Source organism: Micromonospora sp. NBC_01412, from assembly GCF_045040215.1.
Taxonomy (GTDB): Bacteria; Actinomycetota; Actinomycetes; order Mycobacteriales; family Micromonosporaceae; genus Micromonospora; species Micromonospora rubida.
Window position 1 is genome coordinate 4,249,824 of sequence record NZ_CP109528.1, and the last position, 23,242, is coordinate 4,273,065.

Genomic DNA, 23,242 nt, shown 5'->3' on the forward strand with positions numbered 1-23,242 from the left:
ATGACACAGCAGGGCGAGATTGCGATCGTCGGGATGGCCGCCCGGGTTCCCGGCGCGGACAACGTCGAGACCTTCTGGAGCAACATCCTCGACGGCCGCGAGGCGATGGCCGCCACCGACGACGAAGTCGCGCGCCTGCGGGGCGTCAAGGAGTCGACTCTGACCCGGCCCGAGTACCGGCGGGTCTACGCCGGCGCCGCCGACCTCGACCTGTTCGACGCCGACTTCTTCGGCCTCAGTCCGCGGGAAGCCGCCCTGGCCGACCCGCAGTTCCGGCTCTTCCTGGAGCTGGCCCACTCCAGCCTGACCGCGGGCGGGCACGACCCGGCGGGCGACTTCGGCCGGGTCGGCGTGTACGGGGGCAGCGCGGCCAGCGACTATCGCGAGGACTACATCGAGGCCAACCCGACGGTGGCCGACGCGGCCGGCGGGATGAGCATCCGAATCGGCAACAGCCCCGACTACATCGCCCCCCTGGTGTCGTACAAGCTCGGCTTCCAGGGGCCGAGCCTGTCCGTGTACACCGCCTGCTCCACCTCCCTGGTCGCCGTGCACCTCGGGGTGCAGGCCCTGCTCCTCGGTGAGATCGACGTGGCCGTGGCCGGGGGTGTCCAGGTGGACCTCCCCCTGGACGTGGGCTACGTGTACGAGGCCGGGGGAATTCGTTCCGCCGACGGCCATGTCCGCCCGTTCTCCGCCGACGCCTCCGGCACCATCTTCTCCAACGGCGGAGCGGTGGTGGTGCTCAAGCGGCTGGCCGACGCGCAGGCCGCCGGGGACCTAATCCACGGCGTCCTGCTCGGCTCGGCGATCAGCAACGACGGCAGCCTCCGTGCCGGGTTCGCCGCGCCCGGCGTGGACGGGCAGATAAAGGTGGTCCGCGCCGCCCTGGAGCGCGCGGGGCTGACCGCCCAGGCGATCGGGCTGATGGAGGCCCACGGCACCGGCACGGTGGTCGGCGACCCGATCGAGGTGGACGCGCTGACCCAGGCGTACCGGGCGGACACCGACGAGGCCAGCTACTGCGCGCTGGGATCGGTGAAGGGCAACGTCGGACATCTCGGAGCGGCCGCCGGGGTGGCCGGACTGATCAAGGCGACCCTGGCGGTCCGGGAGGGAATCATCCCGCCGACGATCAACTGGGCACCGGTGAACCCGGCCATCACGCTGGACGACAGCCCGTTCCGGCTGGCCACCGAGCGTCAGCCGTGGACCGGTCAGGCCCGGCGGGTCGCCGCGGTCAGCTCGTTCGGCATCGGCGGGACCAACGCGCACGTCCTGGTGGCTCCGGCACCGGAGCCCGAGCCGCGGCCCGATCCGGTCGGGCCGCACCTGCTCACCCTCTCCGCCCGTACGCCGGAGGCGCTCGCCACCGTCGCGGACCGGCTCGTGGCGCACCTGGAGACCACCGACGCCCGCCTCGACGACGTCGCGTTCACCCTGCACGAGGGCCGCACGGCGTACCCGGTACGCCGGGCGGTGGCGGCCCGGTCGGCGACGGAGGCCGTGGACCGGCTGCGGGCCGCCGGTTCCCACCCGACCGTCCCGGTCACCGGTCACCGCGAGGTCGCCTTCCTCCTGCCCGGACAGGGCGCCCAACACCCCGGGACGGGACGTGGGCTGTACGCGGCCGAGCCCGCGTACCGGGAAGCGGTCGACGCCTGCAGCGACCTGCTCGCACCCCTGCTCGGCCTGGACCTGCGCACCCTCCTGCACGCCGACCCGACCGACGAGGCGGCGCAGGCGGCCCTGGCCCAGACCGCCGTCACCCAGCCGGCGATCTTCACCGTGGAGTGGGCGCTGGCCGCCCTGTGGCAGGCCCGGGGAGTCGTACCGGCCGCGCTGATCGGGCACAGCGTCGGTGAGCTCGCCGCCGCCGCCATCGCCGGGGTCTTCTCGCTGGAGGACGCGCTGCGCGTGGTGGCCGCCCGGGGTCGGCTCATGCAGTCCGTCGCCCCGGGCGCGATGCTCGCCCTGCCGGTCGGCGTCGAAGCCGCGGCCGACCTGCTCCCGCCGGACCTGGAGATCGCCGCGGACAACTCCCCGTCGGCGTGCGTGGTCAGCGGCACCGAGGAGGCGGTGGCCCGGTTCGCCGCCGAACTGGAGGACATCGGGATCACCGCCACCCCGCTGCGCACCTCGCACGCCTTCCACTCGCGGATGATGGAGCCGATCCTCGACGAGTTCGCCGCCGTGGTCGCCGCGACCCGGCTCGCCGCCCCCACCGTGCCGTTCCTGTCGAACGTCACCGGGGACTGGGCCGACCCGGAGCAGGTCACCCAGCCTGGCTACTGGGTGACGCACCTGCGCCAGCCGGTCCGGTTCCGGGCCTCGGCCACCCAGCTGATCCGCCGGGGAAACCCGTTCCTGCTGGAGGTCGGCCCGGGACGCGCGCTCGGTTCGTTCGCCCGACAGACCGCGATCGCGCAGGGCACGACCCCGCAGTGGGCCGGAAGCCTGCCGACCGCACGGGAGGGCACCGACGAGCGGGACCACGTCCTGGCGACCACCGGGGCGTTGTGGGCCGCCGGGGTGCCGGTCGACCTGGCCGCCGTCCGCACCGGGCCGGCGCCCCGCCGGGTCGAGCTGCCCGGGTACCCGTACGAGCGACGGCGGCACTGGGTCGACCCCGACCCGACCGCCCGGACCGTGGTGGCCGAGACCGAGCAGATCCCGAACGAACCGCTGAAGACCCCGTTCTACGTGCCGGTCTGGACCCAGGCGCCGCGTACCGCCGGGGCCGCGGAGGTCTTCGGCGAGCACTGGCTGGTCCTCGGGACCGACCCGACCTTCACCGCCGAGGTCGCCGCCGCGGCCCTCGCCCACGGCGCCACCGTGACCCGGCTCGACGCCGGGCCGGCGCTGATCGAGGACTTCGGCGTCTTCGAGGCGGACCCGGAGGACCCGACCCAGATCCGGACGGTCGTCGAGCAGCTGTGGGACAGCGGCCAGGCACCCGACCGGGTGATCGTCGGGTACGACGTGCCGGGCCCGGAGGGGCACCCGACCGGCACCGACCCGACCCCGGCGCACCAGTCGTACCGGCGGGCCGCCGTCCTGGCTTGCGCCCTGCTCGACGTGGTCCGCGACCCGGTGGAACTGGTCGTGGTCACCAGCCGGCTGTTCTCCGTGGCCGGTGAGGAGTCGGTGCCGTTCAGCGCGACCGCACTGGGTCCGTTCCGGGCGCTGCCGCGGGAGGCCTCGATGGTGACGGTACGCCACATCGACCTGGACGGGATCGGCCCGGCACGGGTGCTCGCGACCCGGCTGATCGACGAGATCCGGCATCCCGCCGACGAGGTGGTCGCGGTGCGCGGGCACCGGCGGGCGATCAGGTCGTACGCCACCCTGCGACACGGGCCGGTCCACCGGTCCGCCCTGCGCCCCGGCGGGGTCTACCTCATCACCGGTGGTCTCGGCGGCATCGGCGTCACCATCGCCGAGTCGCTGGCCGAGACGGAACAGGCCCGGCTGGTCCTGGTCGGCCGGACCGGCCTGCCGGAGCGGGCCCGGTGGGCGGAGCTGGCCGAGGCGGCGGATACCGACGAGACGGTGCGCCTGCGGATCGAGGCGGTGCTGCGGATGGAGCGCCTCGGCGCCCAGGTACGGGTGGTCGCCGCCGACATCACCGATCCCGACGCCCTGGCCGCCGTGCTGGGGGAGACCGTGGCGGAGTTCGGTGCCGTGCACGGCATCGTCCACGCCGCCGGGCTGGCCGGTGGGCAGTTGCTCGCCCTGCACGACGAGCAGAACGCGGCGACGGTCCTGCGCCCGAAGGTCGACGCGGTCCTGGCGCTGTACGACCAACTCACCACCGAGAAGTACCCGGAACTCGACTTCGTCGCGCTGTGCTCGTCCATCATCGCGATCACCTCCGGGTACGGCCTGTGTGACTACGCTGCGGCGAACCTGTTCATGGACGCGTTCGCGAACTCGGTGGCCGACCGGCCGGGCCGTCCCCGGGTCGTCTCCATCAACTGGGTCGGCTGGCGCGAGGTCGGCATGGTGGCCGACCAGGGCGCATCCCAGGGGGTGCAGGCACTGCGGGCGATCAGCCAGGGCGGTCGGACGGAATCCCTCGACCACCCGTTCCTGCAGTCGGTCACCGTGAAGGCGGACGGCACCCATCGGTACCAGGGGATGCTCAGCCCGGACGGGCACCGGGCCCTCATGGAGCACCGGATCGCCGGTGCGGCGGTGGTTCCGGCGACGATGCTCCTGGAGTCCGTCCGTGCAGCAGCCCACCACGCCCTGGGCGAGGTGCCGGTGCGGATCCAGGACCTCCTCTTCAGCGACCCGATCGTGGTCACCGGCCCGCTCACCCTGACCCTGTCGTTCGCGCCGGGGCGAGCCGCCGAAGGCGCCCCGTTCGAGATCACGGTCGGTGCGGACGGGGCGGGCCCGCGGACGGTGCACTGCCAGGGCGTGCTGCGGACGATCGACAAGCTGGCCGGCGAGGCGGTCGACCTGGACCGGGTTCGGGCCGCGCTGCCGGCCGTCGACACCCGCCGGCAGTCCTCCGGGATGGTGGCCTTCGGCCCGTACTTCGACGTGGTCCGGGAGTACTTCCGCGACGGGGACACCGGGCTCGCCCGGCTCGTGGCCGATGACGCCGACCCTCGGCTCTGGTTGCATCCGGCCCTGCTGGACCAGGCCGCCCACGGCCTGTCGGGCGCGGCGGCGAGCTACCTGCCGTTCTCGTACGCGGGGGTGGGGGTGTACGCGCCGATCCCGGCCGAGGCCTGGGTGCTGCAGACGCACCGCCAGGACCCGGACCGACCCGAGTTCATCGAGGTCGACGAGGTCATCGTCGACCGCGACGGGCGGGTCTGCGTGCTGGTGGACAGCTACATCCTGCGAGCCCAGGCCGCGGCCGGGGCGGCCTCCGCCGACGCGCCACCGACCCACCCGGCGGTGGGCAAACCGGCGGTGGCCGGTGGGCCGACGTCGGCGTCGGGTGACTCCCTGATGCTGATCAGCAGCGAGCAGGGGATCGAGCTGTTCCGCCGGATGATCGCGGTGCCGGACCAGCCACAACTGATCACCTCGGTGGGGCCGCTCCAGAATCGGATCGACGAGATGCAGGCATTCTCCGCCGACGCGGTCACGACCCACCAGGACACCACGGCCAACGCGGGTACCGCCCGCGCGGAAAACCTCGGCGGGTACGTTCCGCCGGAGACCGACGTGGAGAGCGCCATCGCCGAACTGTGGGCGCAGGCGCTCGGCATCTCCCCGATCGGCCTCGACGACGAGTTCCTCGTCCTCGGCGGCTCGTCGTTGACGGCGGTCCAGCTGTCCTCGCGGACCCGGGAGCGGTTCGGCATCCAACTGTCCGTCGCCGAACTGTTCGAGCACTCGACGGTGCGTCGGCTCGCGGTCCTCGTGGACGGCCGGCTCGACGCCCTGTTGGACCGGCTCGTCGACCAGACCGCGCGCTCCGGGGACGGCTGGGCGTGAGCGGGGACCGGCCCACCCGGGCGGAGCTTCGGGCCCAGATCCTCGCCGGACGCCGGTCATTCATGGCGCCGGCCCCGTCGCGGCCGGCGCCGCTTCCCGAGTACCCGGACCTGCTGCCGATGACGGAGGCGCAGCGGCGGCTCTGGTTCGCCGACCGGCTGGCCGGCCCGCTGCCGGTCTTCACGCTCAGTACGGAGATCGAGCTCCGGCCGGACCGGGACGTGATCGCGGCGGCCTGCCGCACCCTGGTCGACCAGCACGCCGCCCTGCGCAGTGCCGTCGTGGTCGAGGCGGGGGTGCCCTCGATCCGGCTGCGTCCCGCCGCCGACTTCCCGGTGTCGTACGTCGATCTGGGCGGCCTCTCGGCGGTGGCGGCGCAGGCCGAGCTGGCCCGGCACCGTGCCGAGGCCGCCCGGTACCGGTTCGACCTGGAGCACGAGCCGCTGATCCGCTTCACCCACCTGCGGCTGCCGGACGGGAAGGGCCGTCTGCTGATCTCTGTGCACCACCTCACCTGCGACGGGCAGTCCCTTTCCCTCCTGGCGGAGACGCTGAGCACGGGCCGGCCCACGTCGGAGCGGATGGACTACCCCGACTACGCGGTCTGGCGCGACTCGGTGGAGCAACGTGCCGCGCTGCGCGCCGAGGTCGACCGGGCGGTGGCGGCGCTCGGCGACGCCCCCTACCCCGTACGGATCCCGGCTGACCTCGTCCCCGACCCGGCCGGTGGGCCCGCCCCGGCCGGCGGGTTCGCGTCGCCGCAGGTCGGTGCGCCGGGGGACGCCTTCGAGCACGACGTCGCGCTCCCGGCGGAGCTGCACGACGCGGTCCGGGCTGCCGCGCAGGCCCGCCGGACCACCGACACGGTGCTGCTCTTCGCCGCGTGGGCCCGGGTGGTGGCGGCCTGGACCGGTCGTGCCGACCTTGTCCTGGGCATGCCGGTCTCGGTGCGCGACCACGAGGACGTGGCCCGGATAGTGGGGCTGTTCGTCAACACCGCTCTGGTCCGGGTCACTGTCGACCCGCACGCTCCTGTCGAGGACACGGTGGCGGCCTGCGCGGCGGCGATGGCGAGGGCGCTCGGGACCACCCAGGCCTCCCTGGAGAGGGTCCGACGGGGCGTCTACGGCCCGTCTGCCGGCCCGTCCGCCGGCCTGGGCGTGTGCTTCAACAAGTTCTCCGTCGACCCGCGTCTGATGGATCTCGTCCCGCGGCTGCCCTCTCCGGGCGCCGCCGAAATGCCGGTCGTGCTGGAGATCGCCGACGACAGCCGGCGCTATCACACCAAACTCGTCTTCGACCCGACCCTGTACCGTCCCGCCACGATCGCCCGGCTGGCACGGGCCTTCCACGCCGAGCTGGCCGAGTTGACCGGCTCGACCCCGCCCCCCGCGTGCCCCGCCCCGCCCGACACGGGCCGGTCCGCTCCGGACCAGCCCGGCCCCGGGACGTCCCACCTGGAGCCGACCAGCTTCGAACGGCTGGGCGCCGACCCGGCCGGTGGGTCGGAGCTGCTCGACGTCCTGCGCGGGCACGCGGCGGCCGACCCGACGCGCGTGGCCGTCGACGGGGAGACCGCGACGCTGACCCGGCAGGAGCTGCGCGACGCGGTCGACGACCTCACCGGGCGGCTGCGGGCGGCCGGGGCGCGACCCGGCGACCGGGTCGTGGTGGACACCGCGCGGGGCGGTCCGGCCCTGATCGGGCTGCTGGCGTGCCTGGCCGCCGACACGGTGTACGTGCCGCTGTCGCGGCGGCTGCCCGGTCCGCGCCGCGCCGCCGTCGTGCGGCAGGCGGCGGCCACCTGGGAGATCACCGACGTGGGCGGCGACGGGCCGGCGGTTCGCCCGCTGCCGGGCCGGCCCGGTCCGGAGCTGCCGACCGCCCCCGGGTACCTGATCTTCACCTCGGGGAGCACCGGGGTGCCGCGCGGCGTCCACGTCGCGACCGGCGTCCTTCTCCGACACTCCCGGGGCATGGTCGACCGGCTCGCCGTCCGCCCCGACGACCGGTACCTCCAGTTCGCCGAGCACGGCTTCGACGCGGCCATCGAGCAGGTCATCGTGCCCCTCCTGGCCGGCGCCACCCTGGTCCTGCGCGGCGAGCAGCCGTGGGACCCCGCCCACTTCGGTCGGATCTCCCGGCGGACCGGGGTGACCGTGGCGAACCTGCCCACCCCGTGGTTCGCCCAGTTCACGGACGCGCCGCAGGCGACCTGGTCGGACCTCGCCGGCAGCGCCCTGCGCACCGTCCTGGCCGGCGGGGACGTCCTCACCCCCGAGACGGTCGCCCGGTGGGCGGCGTCGGCGCCACAGCACATCGCCCTGCTCAACGCGTACGGTCCGACGGAATCGGTGATCACCGCGACGGTCGGCACGGTGTCTGTCACCGCGGGCGGTGCGGTGCCGGCGTACCCGTCGATCGGCTCGGCCGTACCCGGCCACGAGGTCCTCGTCGTCGACGCCCGACTGGGCCCGGTCGCCCCCGGGGAGGTCGGGGAGCTGCTCGCCGGAGGGTCGCTCGCCACCGGCTACCTCGGCGATCCCCGGGCGACCGCGTTGGCCTTCGTCCCGCACCTGACGCGACCGGGGGAACGGCTGTACCGCACCGGCGACCTGGTCCGCCACTCGCCCGCCGGCGGCGGACTGGAGTTCCTGCGCCGCGCCGACGACCAGGTGAAGGTCCGGGGGGTCCGGATCGAGCTCGGTGACGTCGAGGCCGCGTTGCGCGCCCACCCCGACGTCGCCGAGGCGGTGGCCACGGTCACCGACGGCCCGGACCGGCACTTCGTGGGTTGGGTGGTGCTCCGCCCGGGCGGAGCCGTCGGCGAGGCCGAGCTGCGTACCGCGGCGTCCGGCCGGCTGCCGCAGGTCGGCGTGCCCCGCCGGGTGCACGTCCTGGACCACCTGCCCAGGGGCGCCGGGGAAAAACCCGACCGTCAGGCCCTGCGGGACCGCACCACCGATCCGGCCACGCCGGCCGCCCCCGCGTCCGCCACGCCCGCGTCTGTCGGCGGCGCCGCCGCTGTGGTGGCCGCCCTGGCCGGGGAGCTGCTGGCCACCACCGTCGAGGCGGACAGCGACTTCTTCGCCTGCGGCGGGGACTCGCTGAGCGCGGCGCAGCTCGCCGCCCGGTGCGCCGCGGCCTTCCACCGCGACGTCGACCTGGCCACGGTCTTCGCCAATCCGACGCCGGACCGGCTGGCCGCGGCGATCGGCGCGCTGCCGGAGGTCGGGCCGGACGACACCGGCGACGGCCCACCGGCGCCCCGCCGGCCACAGCCGGGCGACCGGACGGCACTGACCCCCACCCAGCAGCGGTTCTGGTTCGCCGCCCGGCTCCAGGGCCCGGCCGCCCAGGTCGTGCCGATCCCGTTGCGTCTGGCCGGCCCGCTCGACGTGGACGCGCTGCGCGCCGCCCTGGTCGCCCTCCTCGAACGGCACGGAGTGCTCCGTAGCTGGATCGTCGGGTGGGGCGACGGGGTCCGCGCCGAGGTGCACGCCGTCGACGAGGACGTCCTCGCCGGTCACCTCACCCTCCGGACCGCCCGGGACGCGGCCGGCGCCGACCGGGCCGTGGCCGCGGAGATCCGCCGGTCGTTCGACCTGCGGGAGTCGTGGTTCCGGCCGTACCTGACCGTGCTCGACGACGGTGAGCACGTGCTGCACCTGGCGGTGCACCACATCGCGGTGGACGGCGACTCGGTCGGCATCCTGGTCCGGGAACTCCTCGACAACTACCAGCGCGCCCGCCGGGGCGAGCCGGTCCGGCGGGACCCGGTGATCCAGTACCCGGACGCCGCCTGGGCGCAGGAGGGGACCCGGCGGGCGGCCGACCGGCTGCCCGACGCCGTACGGGCGCTGGCCGGCACGGTCGACCTCGACCTGTCGGCCGCCGACCCGGACCCGGGGGACGCGGCGGCCCGGCGGCTCACGGTGCCGGTCGACGCGTATCTCGCCGACGCGGTGGCCCGGCGCCACGGCGTCACCCCGTACTCGGTGGTGATGGCCGCCTGGCAGCGAGCCCTGGCCCGGTGGAGCGGCTCCGCCGGCTTCGCCGTCGGGCTACCGGTGTCGCTGCGCGACGCGACGGGCGCCGACGTCCCGGGACCGTTCCTCAACACGGCGGCCGTCCGCGCGGTGCCGGCCGGTGGCACCCGGGCCGAGCACCTCGCCCAGGTCCAGGAGAGCCTGACCGCGGCGTACGCGTACCGGTTCGTGCCCTTCGACCGGGTGACGGCGCACGCCGACCGGCGGCCGGACCGGGCCGTCCCGGCGTTCCGGACGATGGTGGGCTGGGAGCAGGGCCACGAGGCCGCGACCGTGGGTGGACTGCGGGTGGACTGGTTCGAGCCGACCCCGCTCGGCCTGCCGGCACCGCTGGTGCTCACCGTCACCGCCAACGGTCGGGCGCACACCCTGGCCGTCCGGTTCGACTCCGGCCAGGTCGGCCGGCGTCGGGCCGCCGATCTGGTGGACCTGCTGGTGGCGGAGCTGGGCGACGACCCGGGCGACGACCCGGGCGTCGAGACTCACGTCGGGTGGGCCGGCGCCGCGACCGGGGTGGTCGACCGGTTGGCCGACCGGGTGGCGCGGCAGCCGGGCCGGCCGGCCGTCGTGCAGGGCGAGCGGGTGTACGACTTCGCGGAGCTGGACCGGCAGGTGAGCGCGGTGACGGCCGGGCTGCGGGCATCGGGTGTCGAGCGTGGCCAGCCGGTGCTGGTGTCGCTGGCGACCCGGCTGGACACGCTGGTCGTGGCGTACGCGCTGTGGCGGCTCGGCGCGGTGTACGTGCCGCTCGGCCCGACCCCACCGGTGGACCGGGTGCGCCGGATCGCCTCGGTCACCGCCGCCGGATGGCTGGTCGCCGACCGGGGCGCCGACGACCTCCCCGCTACGGACGGCGACACCGGCGGGGCGCAGTTGACCCGGATCGCCTGGCCGCTCGACGCCCCCGCCGGCCCGTCGGAGCACGTCGGGGCCGGTCCCACCGATGCGTCCGGCTACCGTCCGCTGCCGTCCGAGGCGGCGTACATCATCCACACGTCCGGTTCGACCGGGGAGCCGAAGGGCGTCGTGGTGGAACACGGCCAGCTCGCCGCGTTTCTCGACGCCTTCGGCGCCTTCGCCCCGTGGGCGGGAGCGCGGTGCCTGGTCGGGCTCGCCGCGCCGACCTTCGACGCGAGCGTGCTGGAACTCTGCTGGCCGGCCCTGCGCGGCGGCCCGGTCGTCTACCCGACCGAGTCGGTCACCTTCGACCCGGCCCCGGTGGTACGGGCGTTCGCAACCGCCCGGGGACATGGCTGGCCCACGGCGTCCTTCGCCACCCCCAGCCTCTGGCAGGAGGTGCTCCGCCTGGACGCCGACGCCGTACGCGATGTCGCCGTCGGCACCGGTGGCGAGCCGGTGTCAGCCGATCTCCTGTCCGCGCTGCGCGCGGTCGGCGCCCGGCCGAGCGTGTTCTACGGCCCGGCCGAGGCGACGATCATCTGCGCCGGTGTCCAGGCCGACGCCGAGCCCGGATCGGCGCTGGTCGGTGTGGCCCTCACACCGAGCCGGCTGCACGTCCTGGACGACGACGCCCGCCCGACCACCGAGGGCGAGGCGTACGTGGCCGGGCCCCTGGTCGCCCGGGGCTACATCGACGCCCCGCGGGACACCGCCCTGCGGTTCGTGCCCGATCCTGAGGGCACCGGGGTCCGGATGTACCGCACCGGTGACCGGGTTCGTCGCCGTGCCGACGGCGTGCTGGTCTTCCTCGGGCGCCGTGACGACCAGGTGAAGGTGCGCGGGGTGCGGATCGAGCTGGGGGAGGTGCAGGCGTGCCTGACCGCCCACCCCGGGGTGGAGGCGGCGGCGGTCGTCCTCGTCGGCGAGGGCGGGACGGCGCGACTGGCCGCCGCCGTGGTCGCCCGCGATCCGGCCGCCGAACCCGGTGACCTGGCCGTCCAGGTGCGGTCCTGGGCCGAGTCCCGGCTCGTCCCGCAGGCAGTCCCGGTCGTCGTGCCGGTCCCGGCCCTGCCGGTGTCGGACAACGGCAAGGTCGACCGGCAGGCGCTGCTGGCCCGGCTCGGGGGCGACGCCGCCGAGCCCGGCCGGCCCGCCGCCTCGGACGACGACCCGGTCGTCCGGCTGGTCGCCGCGGTGTGGCAGGCGAACCTGCACGTCCCGGTCCCGTCGGCCACCACCGACTTCTTCGAGGCCGGTGGACACTCGATCGCGCTCCTGCACGTGGTGGAGACCATCGAGCGCATCTTCAGCATCGACTTTCCGATCGCGCGGGCGTTCGAGGTACGGACGGTCACGGCGACGGCGGACGAGATCCGGGCCATCGCCGGCGACAGCGCCGGGCTGACAGCGAGCATCGCGCTGGAGGTATTCGGAGGCAGCCCGCAATGACGTTGCAGCTCAACGATCCGGAGCGGATGGCCGAGTTCCAGCGCCGGTTGGCTGCCGCCGGGCTCGGGCCCCCGTCGGCGGTAGCGGAGCGGGCCCCAGGCACCGGGGCGGGCGCTGTTCGGCGGGCATTGCAGCCCAGCGAGGCTGGGCTGTGGTTCCTCGACCGGCTGCACCCGGGCAGCCCCGAGTACATCGTCGCCGCCGCCGTCGCCATCCGGGGCGACCTGGACCCGGGCCGGCTCGCCGCCGTGTTCGCCGGGCTCGTCGCCCGACACCCCACGCTGCGTACCCGGTTCGCCGACAACGACGGCACCGCGTACGCCGAGTTGATGCCGGAGGCGCACCCCCCGGCTCCGGTCGTCGAGACCCCACCGGACCTGGACACCTGGTTGTCCGTCGCGGCGGCGGAGCCGTTCGATCTGCGTACCGCCCCGCTGGCGCGGTTGCGGCTGGCCGGTGACGGCACCCGTACCGTCGCCCTGCTGACCGCCCACCACATCGTGGTCGACGGCGCCGCGCTGGACACCCTGCTCACCGAGCTGTTCGCCGGGTACGCGGGCGCTCCGCAGCGCCCCGCGCCGGCCGTACCCCGCCAGCACCCGCCGGCGACCCGGTCGCCGGAGAGCGCGGCCTGGTGGCGGGCCAGCCTGGACGGGGTCGAGCCGGTGGACCCGCCCACGACAGGCGCCCGCCCGGCCGGTCCCCGTCGTGGCCGGCGCGTCGGCCACCGCCTCGACGCCGACCTGAATGAGGGGATCGACGCCCTCGTCCGGAGGTACGGGGTGACCCGGCCGGCGGTCTTCGCCGCCGCGTACCGGCTCGTCCTTCGGGCCCTGTACAGCCACGACGACATCCTCGTCGGTGTCCCGGTCAGTCTCCGCGGGAAGCAGGACGCCGGGGCGCTGGGCAACTTCGTCAACCTGGTCTGCCTGCGCAACCCGACCCGGGCGGCGACCACCGTCGCCGACCTGCTGCGTGCCGAGCAGCGGGCGCTGATCCAGGCGATCGCCCACCGGGACACCCCGTTCGACGAGGTGGCCGATCACCTCGCCGGAGGGGTCCGGGGCGGCGACCGGACGCTGGTCCGGGCGGTGTTCAGCCACCACCGCACCCGGGAGCGGGAGGCGACCCAGGTGGCCGGGCTGGTGGTGGAACGGCTCGACGTCGACCTGGGCACCGCCAAGTTCGACCTGACCCTGCAGGTGGAGGACGTCGGGGCCGGCTCCCGGCTGTGGCTGGAGCACGACATCGCGGTGTACCCCGCCGACATCGCCCGCTCCCTGCTGGACAGCTACCAGCGGGCGCTGACCGCGGTGGTGACCCGACCGCAGGCCGCCCTGTCGGCGGTCCGCCTCGACGACCGCCGCCCGGCCGCCGCCCCCGGGTGGACCGGACGAGGGAACCGGGGCGTGGTGGGCTGGTTCGAGGAGACCGCCGCCCGCCACCCCGGCCGGATCGCGGTCGCCGATGGGACCACCTACGGTGAACTGGACGCCTGGGCGGACCAGATCGCGGCCCGGCTGCGCCCGGCCGGCCCGGACGCCCCACCGGTCGCCGTCCTCACCGGTCGCACCCCGGGGATGCTCGCCGCCATCCTCGCGGCGGCGAAGGCGGGCCGTACCTACGTCCCGCTGGATGCCGAACACCCCCGGGACCGGATCCGCCAGATCCTCGACCAGGCGGGCGTCGACACCGTGCTCACCGACGTGAGCATTCCCGAGGTGCCGTCCGGCCGGCAGGTCGTGGACGTCGACGACTGTCGGCGGTCACCGCGACCGGACATCGCGGAGCGGGCGCCGATCCCGTGGTCCGCCCCGCTGTACCGGATCTACACCTCCGGTTCGACCGGCGCCCCGAAGGGCGTCGCCGTCACCCACGCCAACCTCGGCTCCCTGATCGACGGGGCGCGGGACCTGCTCGACCTGCGCCCCGACGACCGGTGGAGCGTGTTCCACTCGGTCGCGTTCGACTTCTCGGTGTGGGAGATCTGGGCGCCGTTGGTCGACGGCGCCACCGTCGTCCTGGTCGACCGGGACACCGCGCGGACGCCGCAGCGCTTCCTCCGGCTGCTCCACGACGAACGGGTCACCGTCATCAACCAGACGCCGACCGCGTTCGGGTCGCTGACCCAGGCGGTCACCACGGACGGCCTCGGGACGCCGGACTCGCTGAGGCTGGTGGTGTTCGGCGGTGAGGCGTTGCGGCCGGCCACCCTGGCGGGATGGTTCGAACGGTTCGGGGACCGGACCCCTCGAATGGTCAACATGTACGGCATCACCGAGACGACCGTGCACGTCACGTGGCGGGACATCACCCGCGACGATGTCGGCGTCGCGAGCCCGATCGGCCGGCCGCTGCCCACCCTCGCCACGGTGGTGGTCGACGCCGACCTCAACCGCCAGCCCGTCGGGTTCGCCGGGGAACTCATGGTCGCGGGGGCCGGGGTGAGCCTCGGGTACGCCGGCTCCCCGGCCCGTACCGCCCTGCGGTTCGTCCCCGACATCACCGGTGGCGGTGGCCGGATGTACCGCACCGGCGACCGGGTCCGTGAGCGCGCCGACGGCGACCTCGACTACCTCGGGCGCGTCGACGAGCAGCTCAAGGTACGCGGATTCCGGATCGAACCCGCCGAGGTCGAGCACGCCCTGCTCGCCCACCCGGACGTGACGGACGCCGCCGTGACCGCCGCCCAGGTCGGGCGTGCCGGCGTCGGGTTGATCGGCTTCGTGCAGGCCAGCCCGGCGGCCGACCCGGATCAGATCCGTGCCTTCGTCGCCGTCCGGCTCCCCGAGCACATGGTTCCCCGGGTGCACCGGCTCGACCGGCTGCCCCGCACCGTCAACGGCAAGCTCGACCGGCGGGCCCTGCTGGCCCTGGCCGTGGACCTGGCCCCCCAGCGGTCCGGCCCGGCCGACGGCGGGCACCCGGTCGACGACCGGGAACGGGCGGCGGTCGCGGTCTGGCAAGACCTCCTCGGCGTCGCCGACGTCCGGGTCACCGACAACTTCTTCGCCCTCGGCGGGGACTCGATCCTGGCGGTCCAGGCGGCCACGGCGATGTCCGCCCGGGGACTGCCGGTCACCGTCGCCGACATCTTCGACCACCAGTCGATCCGGGACGTGATCGCGGCCGTCCCCGGCACGACGGTGGCGGAGCCGACGGAGGCCGGGAGCACGCCGGCAGCCCCGGCCGGCCGGGCGGACCACCGGCACCTGCTCGCCCCCGCCGACTCCGACCGGCTGCCCGCCGGGGTGGAGGACGCGTACCCGCTGACCCTGCTGCAGCAGGGGATGCTCTTTCACCAACTGGAACAGAACAGCTACCTGAACGTCACCACCACCCGGGTGCGGTGCGCCGTCTTCGACGGTGCGCTGCTGCGGCAGGCGTTCGACCGGGTCGTCCAGCGGCACCCGGTGCTGCGCAGCGGATTCGACCTCGCCACCTGCTCCGAGCCGCTGCAACTGGTCTGGCGGCACGTCGGCGTCGACCTGCCCGTGGTCGACTGGCGGGACCGGGACGACGCCGAGGTCCAACGGGGCCTGCGGGAATGGATGGCCGAGCAGCGCCGCCAGCCGTTCGACCTGACCCGCCCGCCCCTGGTCCGGTTCACCGCCCACCGCGTCTCCGACACGGAGTTCTGGTTCAGCGCGGTGGAGTGCCACGCCATCCTGGACGGCTGGAGCTTCACCTCCACCCTCACCGAGGTCCTGGAGGAGTACGACCGGGTGTGCGCCGCCGCCCGGGACAACCGGCCAATCGCCCGGCTCGTCCCGCCGCCGGACTCGTTCGGCGACCACGTCTGGCGGGAGCGGCGCACCCTGGCCGACCCGGCGGCGGTCGAGCTGTTCCGGGACGTCATCGCCCGGGCCCGGCCGGTGCGGATCCCGACCAGGGCCGAGGGCGGCGTGCCCGGACACCGGCAGCGGGCCCTGCTGCCGCTCGACCCCGAGGTGCAACGCGGGCTGGAGGCGGCGACGATCCGGCTGCGCCTGCCGATGAAGAGCCTGCTGCTGGCGGCGCACGCGGTGGTGATGTCCGTCCTGTCCAACGCGGACGTGGTCACCCTGGGGATGGTGACCAACGGACGGCCGGAGACGGCCGGCAGCACCCAGACCCGGGGCCTGTACCTGAACACCCTGCCGCTGACCGTCAGCGTCGGCGGGCGTACCCTCGCCGACCTGGCCCGGGCCTGCCTGGCCGAGGAGAGCCGGCTGCTGCGCTTCCGTACCTACCCGGGAGTGGCGACGGAACTGGCGTTCGGCCGGCAGCAGCTGATGACGACCGCGTTCAACTACACCCGGTTCCACGCGATGAAGCGGGTGAGCAGCGGCGGCGACGTCCGCCGGGTGGGGCACCTGGAGGAGGAGGCCCCCACCAACTACCCCCTGTACGTGTCGTTCGACCACAGTGCCGCCGACGACAGCGACCACCTGGCCCTCATTCTGATGGCCTCCCCGCGGCACTTCACCGACGCCGCCGTGGAGTCCCTGGTCTCCTGCTACCGCACCGTGCTCACCGCGATGGCCGCCGACCCGAGCCTGCCGGCGACCGACGTGGCGTGGTCGACGGGGGACAACCCGACCGCCACCCCGGCACCGGATCCGGGCCCCCTCCAGGGGCTGCACGAGACCGTCATCGACCGGGCGGCCCGCTGGCCGGACCAGGTCGCGGTACGCGACGCCGGTGGTGCCCTGCTCACGTACCGGCAACTGGCCGACGCGGTCGGGCGGGCCGCCGGTGGGCTGCGGGCGGCCGGAGTCGGGCGGGGCGACACCGTGGGGGTCTGCCTGCCGCGCGACCACCGGTTGGTGGTGACCATCCTTGCCGTCCTCTGCGTCGGTGCGGTGTACGTCCCGGTCGACCCCGACCTGCCGGCGGCCCGCCAGCGGGTGATCCGCGACCGGGCGGCCCTGCGGTACGTGGTCGCGGCCACACCCACCCGGCCCCGCCTGGACCCGGACATCCCGGTCCTCGACATCGACGACCTGGCGGCACACCCCACGCTGGCCGGGCCTCCGGTCGCCACGCACCCGGGGGAGCTGGCGTACCTGATGTTCACCTCCGGGTCGACCGGGGAGCCGAAGGGCGTCATGATCCCGCACGGCGCCCTGAGCGCGTTCGACGTCGCGATCGGCGACCGGTACGGCCCGGGGACGGTGATGCTGGCCGCCACCAACGCGTCGTTCGACATCTCCGTCGCGGAACTGCTGATCCCGCTGGCCCACGGCGCCGGGGTGGTGGTCTTCGACCGGGGCGGGCGCTTCGACCCGGACGACTTCGCCACGGTGGTGCGTCGTGCCGGGGTGACCATGGTCCAGGCCACGCCCTCGCTCTGGACCGAACTGCTCGCCGGGGACGCCGACCTGCGCGGGATCGAGGCGTGGACCGGCGGTGAGGCGTTGACCGCCCGGCTGGGGCGGTCGCTGCTGGACCGGGCCGGGGCGGTGCACAACTGGTACGGGCCGACCGAGACCACCATCTGGTCCACCGTCCACCCGGTGACCCCGGACGACCTCGACCCGGCGGTGGTGCCGGTCGGTCGGGCGCTGCCCGGTGAGGCCGCCCACGTCATCGGGGCGGGGCTGCGGCAGGTGCCCGACGAGATGGTCGGTGAGGTCTTCATCGGCGGCGCCGGCCTGGCCCGCGGCTACCTCGACGACCCGGCGCGGACCGCCCTGCGGTTCGTCCCCGACCCGTTCGGGCCGCCGGGAGCGCGGATGTACCGCACCGGGGACCGGGCCCACCGGCGGGCGGACGGGGTGCTCCACTTCGCCGGTCGCGTCGACGACCAGGTCAAGCTCAACGGGTACCGGATCGAACCGGGGGAGATCGAGGCGGCGTTGGCCGGGCTCGCCGAGGTCGCCCGGGTGGCGGTCGCGGTACGGCACGGCCAACTCGTGGCGTTCGTCGTACCGCGGCACGGCGAGGTCGACCTCGCCGCCCTGCGGGGGCGGCTGCGGGACCTGCTCCCCGGTCACCTGGTACCCCGCCTGGTCCGTGCCGACGACCTGCCGTTGAACGCCAACGGCAAGGTCGACCGGGGGCGGTTGCCGGACGTGGTGTTCACCCAGGACGTGTCGACGGCGACGTTCGTCCCGGCGTCCAGCGCCGCCGAGCGGACCCTGGCCGACGTGTGGCGGGAGGTCCTCGGCGCCGACCGGGTCGGCGTCCACGACAACTTCCTCGACCTCGGTGGGGACTCCATCTCCGCGTTGCGGACGGTCGCCCGGGCCAAGGTGCGGGGGCTCCAGGTCGCGGTCGCCGACATGCTCGGCCCGCAGACCCTGGCGGAGGTGGCTGCCGGGGCGACCACGGTTGCCGGATCCGTAGGGTCGACGGCCGTGCCTGACGGGCCGGCATCCGCCGACGGACCGGCCCCGGCCGACGGGCGCGCCGGATCGGACGGTGCGGGCGGTGCGGACGGTGCGGACGCCCCGATCGACTCGGACCGGTCGGACCCGGCGGACCCGGCGGACCGGTCCACCCGGGCCGGTGGCGGGGCGCGGCCGAACGCCGGCGGGATCACCGATCAGGCCGGCGAGCCGGAGCGGGCGGCCCACCCCGCCGCGTCGCTCGACGGCGTCGACATCAGCCTGGCCGGTCTCGACGAGGAGACCGCCCGCGCCCTGATCGAGCGGCTGAACAGCAACGGAGAGGAGCGTTCCCAATGAGCGGCCCGAGCATGGTCGAGGCGATCTACCCGCTGACCCCGCTGCAGGAGGGAATGCTGCTGGAGTCCCTCGATGCCGGGGACGCCCGCGCGTACCTCAGCCAGGTCCGCTACACCCTGCGCGGGGCGGTGGACACCGATGCGCTGCGGGCGGCGTGGACCGCGGTCGCCACCAAGCACCAGGCGCTACGGGCCTGCGCGGCGTACACCGGGCTGACCGCCCCGGTGCAGGCCGTGTACCGGCAGCCGTTCGATCTGCTCGAGGTCGTCGACGGCGTGCACGACGACGACGCCCTCGACGAGCACCTCCGGCGGGACCTGGACGCCGGGTTCGACCTGGAACGCGCGCCCCTGCACCGGGTGCGGCTTCTCGAACGCGCCGACGGCACGTGGGAGATGGTGTGGACCTCCCACCACATCATGATCGACGGCTGGTCCATCCCGATCGTGGTCAGTGACGTCTTCGTCGCGTACGGCCAGCGGTGCGCCGGGGTCCCGATCGATCTCCTCCCGACCGCCGACTACCGCGACTACCTGCGGTGGGTCGCCGGGCGCGACCGGGTGCAGGTGCTGGAGCACTGGCGGCGGGCACTGCGGGGGTTCACCGAGCCGACGCCCCTGCCGGCGCCGGCGCCCGGTGCGGTCGACCGGGGCCGCCAGGTCCTCGCCGCGACCCTGCCGGCCGTGGAGTCGACCCGGCTCGTCCAGCGGGCCAAGCAGGAACGGGTCACCCTCAACACCCTGGTCCAGGCCGCCTGGACGGTCGTCCTGGCCCGGTTCAGCGGCCGCGACGACGTGTTGTTCGGCGCCACCGTCTCCGGGCGGCCGGCGGCCGTGCCCGGGGCGGAGACGATGGTCGGCCTGTTCATCAACACCCTCCCGGTACGGGCCCGGGTGCCCCGACGGGTGCCGGTGGCGACCTGGTTGCAGGACCTCCAGCGGCGTTTCCTGGCCAGCCGGGAGTACGAGGAGGCGTCGCTGCGCGACATCCGGTCGGTGGCCGAGGTGCCCCGACACCGGAGTCTCTTCGAGACCATCGTGGTGGTCGAGAACTACCCGCTGATCACCGACGACCGGTTCGGTGACCGGCGTCCCCCGGTGGACATCGTCGCGGCCACCTCCCGGGAGGAACTCGCCCACCCGCTCGTGCTCAGCGTCGCGGGCGGGGCGGAGACGGTGGTCGAGCTGTTCCACGACGACGCCAAGGTCCCGGCTCTGGCGGCCCAGGCGATGCTCGACGGGTTCGTCGCGGTGCTCCGGACCCTGGCCGACGGCAGCGCGTCCGGGGTGTCCGACCTGCTGACGGCGGTGCCGGCACCGCCGCCGCTGACCGGCGGGACGCCGGCTGTCGCGGAGCCGCCGCTGGTGCCGGCGGTGCTCCGGGCCGTGGCGGCGGCGTCCCCCGACGCGGTGGCGGTGGTCGACGGCCCCCGCCGGGTGAGTTACGCGGCGCTGGTCCAGGCCGCCGACCGGGGGGCCGGACGGCTGCGCCGGCACGGGGTCGTCCCCGGCGGGACGGTCGCCCTCCTCGCCGATCGTGGCGTGGACCGGGTCGCGGCGACCCTGGCGGTGTGGTTCGCCGGGGGCCAGTTCGTGCCGCTGGACCCGGCCTGGCCGGCGGCCCGGACCACCGCGCTGCTGGCCCAGGTCGCCCCCACCGTGGTCCTCACCGACGCCCCGGCCGTCACGGCCGACGCCCCGGTGCTGACCCTGACCGGTCTCCTCGCCGACGCCGACGCCGACGCCGATGTCGCCGACGCCGATGTCGCCGACGCCGATGTCGACGGTGTCGATGTCGACGGTGTCGGTGTCGACGCCCGCGAGCCGGTGGAGGCGGGCCGCACCGACGCGGCGTACACGATCTTCACCTCGGGGACCACCGGGCGATCCAAGCCGGTCGTCGTCGAGCACGGGGCCCTCGCCGCGGCGGTGGCGGGATGGGAGACGGCCCACTCGTTCGCCGCCCGCACCCGCAACCACCTGCATCTGGCCAACCCGGCCTTCGACGTGGCGATCGCCGAGATACTCCGGGCGCTGTGCGCCGGCCGGACGGTGGTCGTGGCCTCCCGGGCGGTCGGGGAGGACCCGGCGGCGCTGCTCGACCTGCTCCTCGACGAGCAGGTCGACGTCGTGGACATCCCGCCCAGCCTGCTGCGCCCCCTGATGGACGAGGTGGAGCTGTCCGGGCAGCGCCTCGACCAGCTCAGCACCGTCCTGATCGGCGGGGAGTCCTGGTTCGCCCGCGACTACGTCCGCCTTGCCGAGGTCGCCGGGGCGCGGACCCGGGTGGTCAACGCGTACGGCATCACCGAGACCAGCATCGACAGCGCGTACGCGGTCCTCGGCACCGTCGCCGGCCAGGCCGAGACGCTCTGGCTGGACGCCACGTACCCGGGGGTGGACGCGCTCCTCGTGGACGGGGCCGGCAGGCTGGCCCCGGTGGGGGCCCGGGGCGAGGTGTGGCTCAGCGGCCCCACGCTCGCCCGCGGGTACGACCGGGATCCGGCCCGCACCGCCCTGCGGTTCGTCCCCGACGTCCGCCCCGGCCGCGACGGCGCGCGGGCGTACCGCACCGGTGACCTGGGCACCATTGACGGGCGGGGACGGCTGCACCTGCTCGGCCGGGTCGACGCGCAACTGTCGGTCAACGGGCACCGGATCGAGCCGCAGGAGGTGGAGGCGGCACTTCTCGTCCACCCCGACGTGGCCGGCGCCGCGGTCACGGTGCGCGACGGACACCTGGTGGCGTTCGTGACCTCCCCGACCGCGACCCTGGACACCGAACAGGTGCGGGCCCACCTGCGCGCCCTGCTGCCGTCGTACGCGGTGCCGATGCTGGCCCAGATCGACGCCCTGCCGGTCACCGCGAACGGCAAGCTGGACCGCGCGGCGCTGCCGGCCACCGTGGACGGCCGTCCCACCGTCACCGGCCACGTCGAGCCGTCCACCCCGACGGAGCGGATCCTGGCCGAGGTGTGGCGGGAGGTCCTCGGCGTCGACCTGGTCGGTGTGCGGGACAACTTCTTCGACCTCGGCGGCGACTCGATCGCCGGGCTGCGGGTCAAGGGCCGCGCCGCCGGGCAGGGCATCGACCTGCAGCCGCGCGACGTGTTCGCATACCAGACGGTGGCCGAACTGGCCGCCTACGTGGATTCCCGGGAGCCCGACACGGCCGTGGCGACCTCGGTCCACGAGGGTGAAGTCCCGTTGCTGCCGATCCAGCGGCTGTTCCTGGACCACGCCGGCGCCGACCCGGCCCACTTCGACATGGCCCAGGGCATGCGGCTGGCCCAGGTCCTCGACCCGGGCACCGTACGGGCGGCGCTGGAGGCCGTCGCCCGCCGGCACGGCGCCCTGCGGACCCGGTTCCGGCGCACCTCCGACGGATGGCGGCAGTGGGTCGAGGCGGCACCCGACCCGCTGGTGACCCTCCAGGTGGTGGATCTGCGGGGCCGTCCCGACGATCGGGCGGCCACGCACCGGTCGCTGCTCGCCGGCCACCGTTCCGGCCACGACCTGGCCACCAGCCCGCTCTGGTCCTGCCTGGTGGTGCTCGACGACGAGGAGACCACCCTCTACTTCGCCGTGCATCACCTGGTGATGGACATCTACTCGTGGCGGTTGGTGATCCAGGACTTCCTCGGCAACTACACCGCCCTGGCCGCCGGTGAACCGCCCCGGGACACGCCGATGGCCGGCTACCCCGAGTACGCCCTCGCGGCGGCCGAGCAGACCAGGTCCCTGCGGGAGCTGGAGTCGGCCTGGCTGTCGACGGTCGGCACTCCCCGGCCGGTCCCGACCACCGAGTCGGGCGGAGAGAACACCCTGGCCGGGGTCCGGAGCGTCGAGGGGGCGGTGTCCCCGGCGGCCACCGACGCGCTGCATCGGCTGCGGGCCGACGGCGGCACCGCCAGCCCGGTCCTGGTCACCCTCCTGGCCGTGTTCTCCCGCGCCTACAGCCGGTGGTCCGGGGAGGACCTGTACCTGTTCGTGGAGACCCACGGTCGGGACACCGCCCTGGGTGGGGTGGACACCAGCGCTGCCGTCGGGTGGTTCACCGCGCTGTACCCGGCGACCGTGCCGTTCCGGCCCACCGAGTCCTTCTCCGACACCTGGTGGCGGGTGCGCCGGCTGGTGGAGTCGGTGCCCCGCCCGGTGTCGTCGTTCGGGCTGCTCCGCGACGCCGAACCGCGGTCGGCGCTGGCTGACGTCCCGCTGCCACAGATCGCGCTGAACCACACCGGGACCATGTCGGCCGACGTCGACGGCTCCGACCGGCACGGGTTGAGCGTGGTGCCGGTGCCGTCGCTGATCGCCGACCCGACCACCCGCCGCGACCAGTTGATCGACGTGGAGACCGGCGTCGCGGACGGCCGGTTCCAGTTCGCCGTCAACTACAGCTCCGCGCACTTCGACCAGGCCGGCATCGAGAAACTCGCCGCCCTGTTCAGCGAGGAGATGGAGAACCTGCCTGACCACATCGAGGAGGAGAAGACGCATGGCGCTGTTTGACGAGGACGACGACACCATCATCTACGCCGTCGTGGTCAACCACGAGGAGCAGTACTCCGTCTGGCCGGTCGACCGGGAGGTGCCGGACGGGTGGCACGAGGTCGGGGTGACCGGACGCGTCCGGGAGTGCCTCGATCACATCGAGAAGGTGTGGGTGGACATGCGCCCGCTCAGCCTCCGCCGAGCACTGGAACCACAGTGA

Annotated in this window: 5 protein-coding genes; all 5 read left to right on the forward strand. The window is 74.7% G+C overall.

Translation table 11 applies throughout. From position 1 onward, the window contains the following. The 5 genes from OG617_RS19590 to OG617_RS19610 are packed head-to-tail and all read left to right on the forward strand — an operon-like array spanning position 1 to position 23,242. The gene (locus tag OG617_RS19590) at positions 1–5,460 is read left to right on the forward strand and encodes an SDR family NAD(P)-dependent oxidoreductase (protein WP_405094514.1); all 5,460 of its coding nucleotides are present in this window, start codon (positions 1–3) and stop codon (positions 5,458–5,460) included. Beyond that, positions 5,457–11,858, forward strand: coding sequence for an AMP-binding protein (locus tag OG617_RS19595; RefSeq protein WP_405094515.1), 6,402 nt, complete (start codon positions 5,457–5,459; stop codon positions 11,856–11,858). The genes OG617_RS19590 and OG617_RS19595 overlap by 4 nt, the downstream gene beginning before the upstream one ends. Then, positions 11,855–18,529, forward strand: a complete 6,675-nt coding sequence (locus tag OG617_RS19600) for an amino acid adenylation domain-containing protein (RefSeq protein WP_405094516.1) — start codon at positions 11,855–11,857, stop codon at positions 18,527–18,529. Before OG617_RS19595 ends, OG617_RS19600 begins: the two co-directional genes overlap by 4 nt. Next, positions 18,526–23,040 (forward strand): condensation domain-containing protein, encoded by a 4,515-nt coding sequence (locus tag OG617_RS19605; protein WP_405094517.1) that lies wholly within the window; start codon positions 18,526–18,528, stop codon positions 23,038–23,040. Before OG617_RS19600 ends, OG617_RS19605 begins: the two co-directional genes overlap by 4 nt. After that, positions 23,027–23,242, forward strand: a complete 216-nt coding sequence (locus tag OG617_RS19610) for an MbtH family protein (RefSeq protein WP_405094518.1) — start codon at positions 23,027–23,029, stop codon at positions 23,240–23,242. Before OG617_RS19605 ends, OG617_RS19610 begins: the two co-directional genes overlap by 14 nt.

Bases quoted from the DNA above. Each gene is read 5' to 3' on its own strand.
- OG617_RS19590 (WP_405094514.1), top strand. From the start codon at position 1: ATGACACAGCAGGGCGAGATTGCGATCGTCGGGATGGCCGCCCGGGTT.
- OG617_RS19600 (WP_405094516.1), top strand. From the start codon at position 11,855: ATGACGTTGCAGCTCAACGATCCGGAGCGGATGGCCGAGTTCCAGCGC.
- OG617_RS19605 (WP_405094517.1), top strand. From the start codon at position 18,526: ATGAGCGGCCCGAGCATGGTCGAGGCGATCTACCCGCTGACCCCGCTG.
- OG617_RS19610 (WP_405094518.1), top strand. From the start codon at position 23,027: ATGGCGCTGTTTGACGAGGACGACGACACCATCATCTACGCCGTCGTG.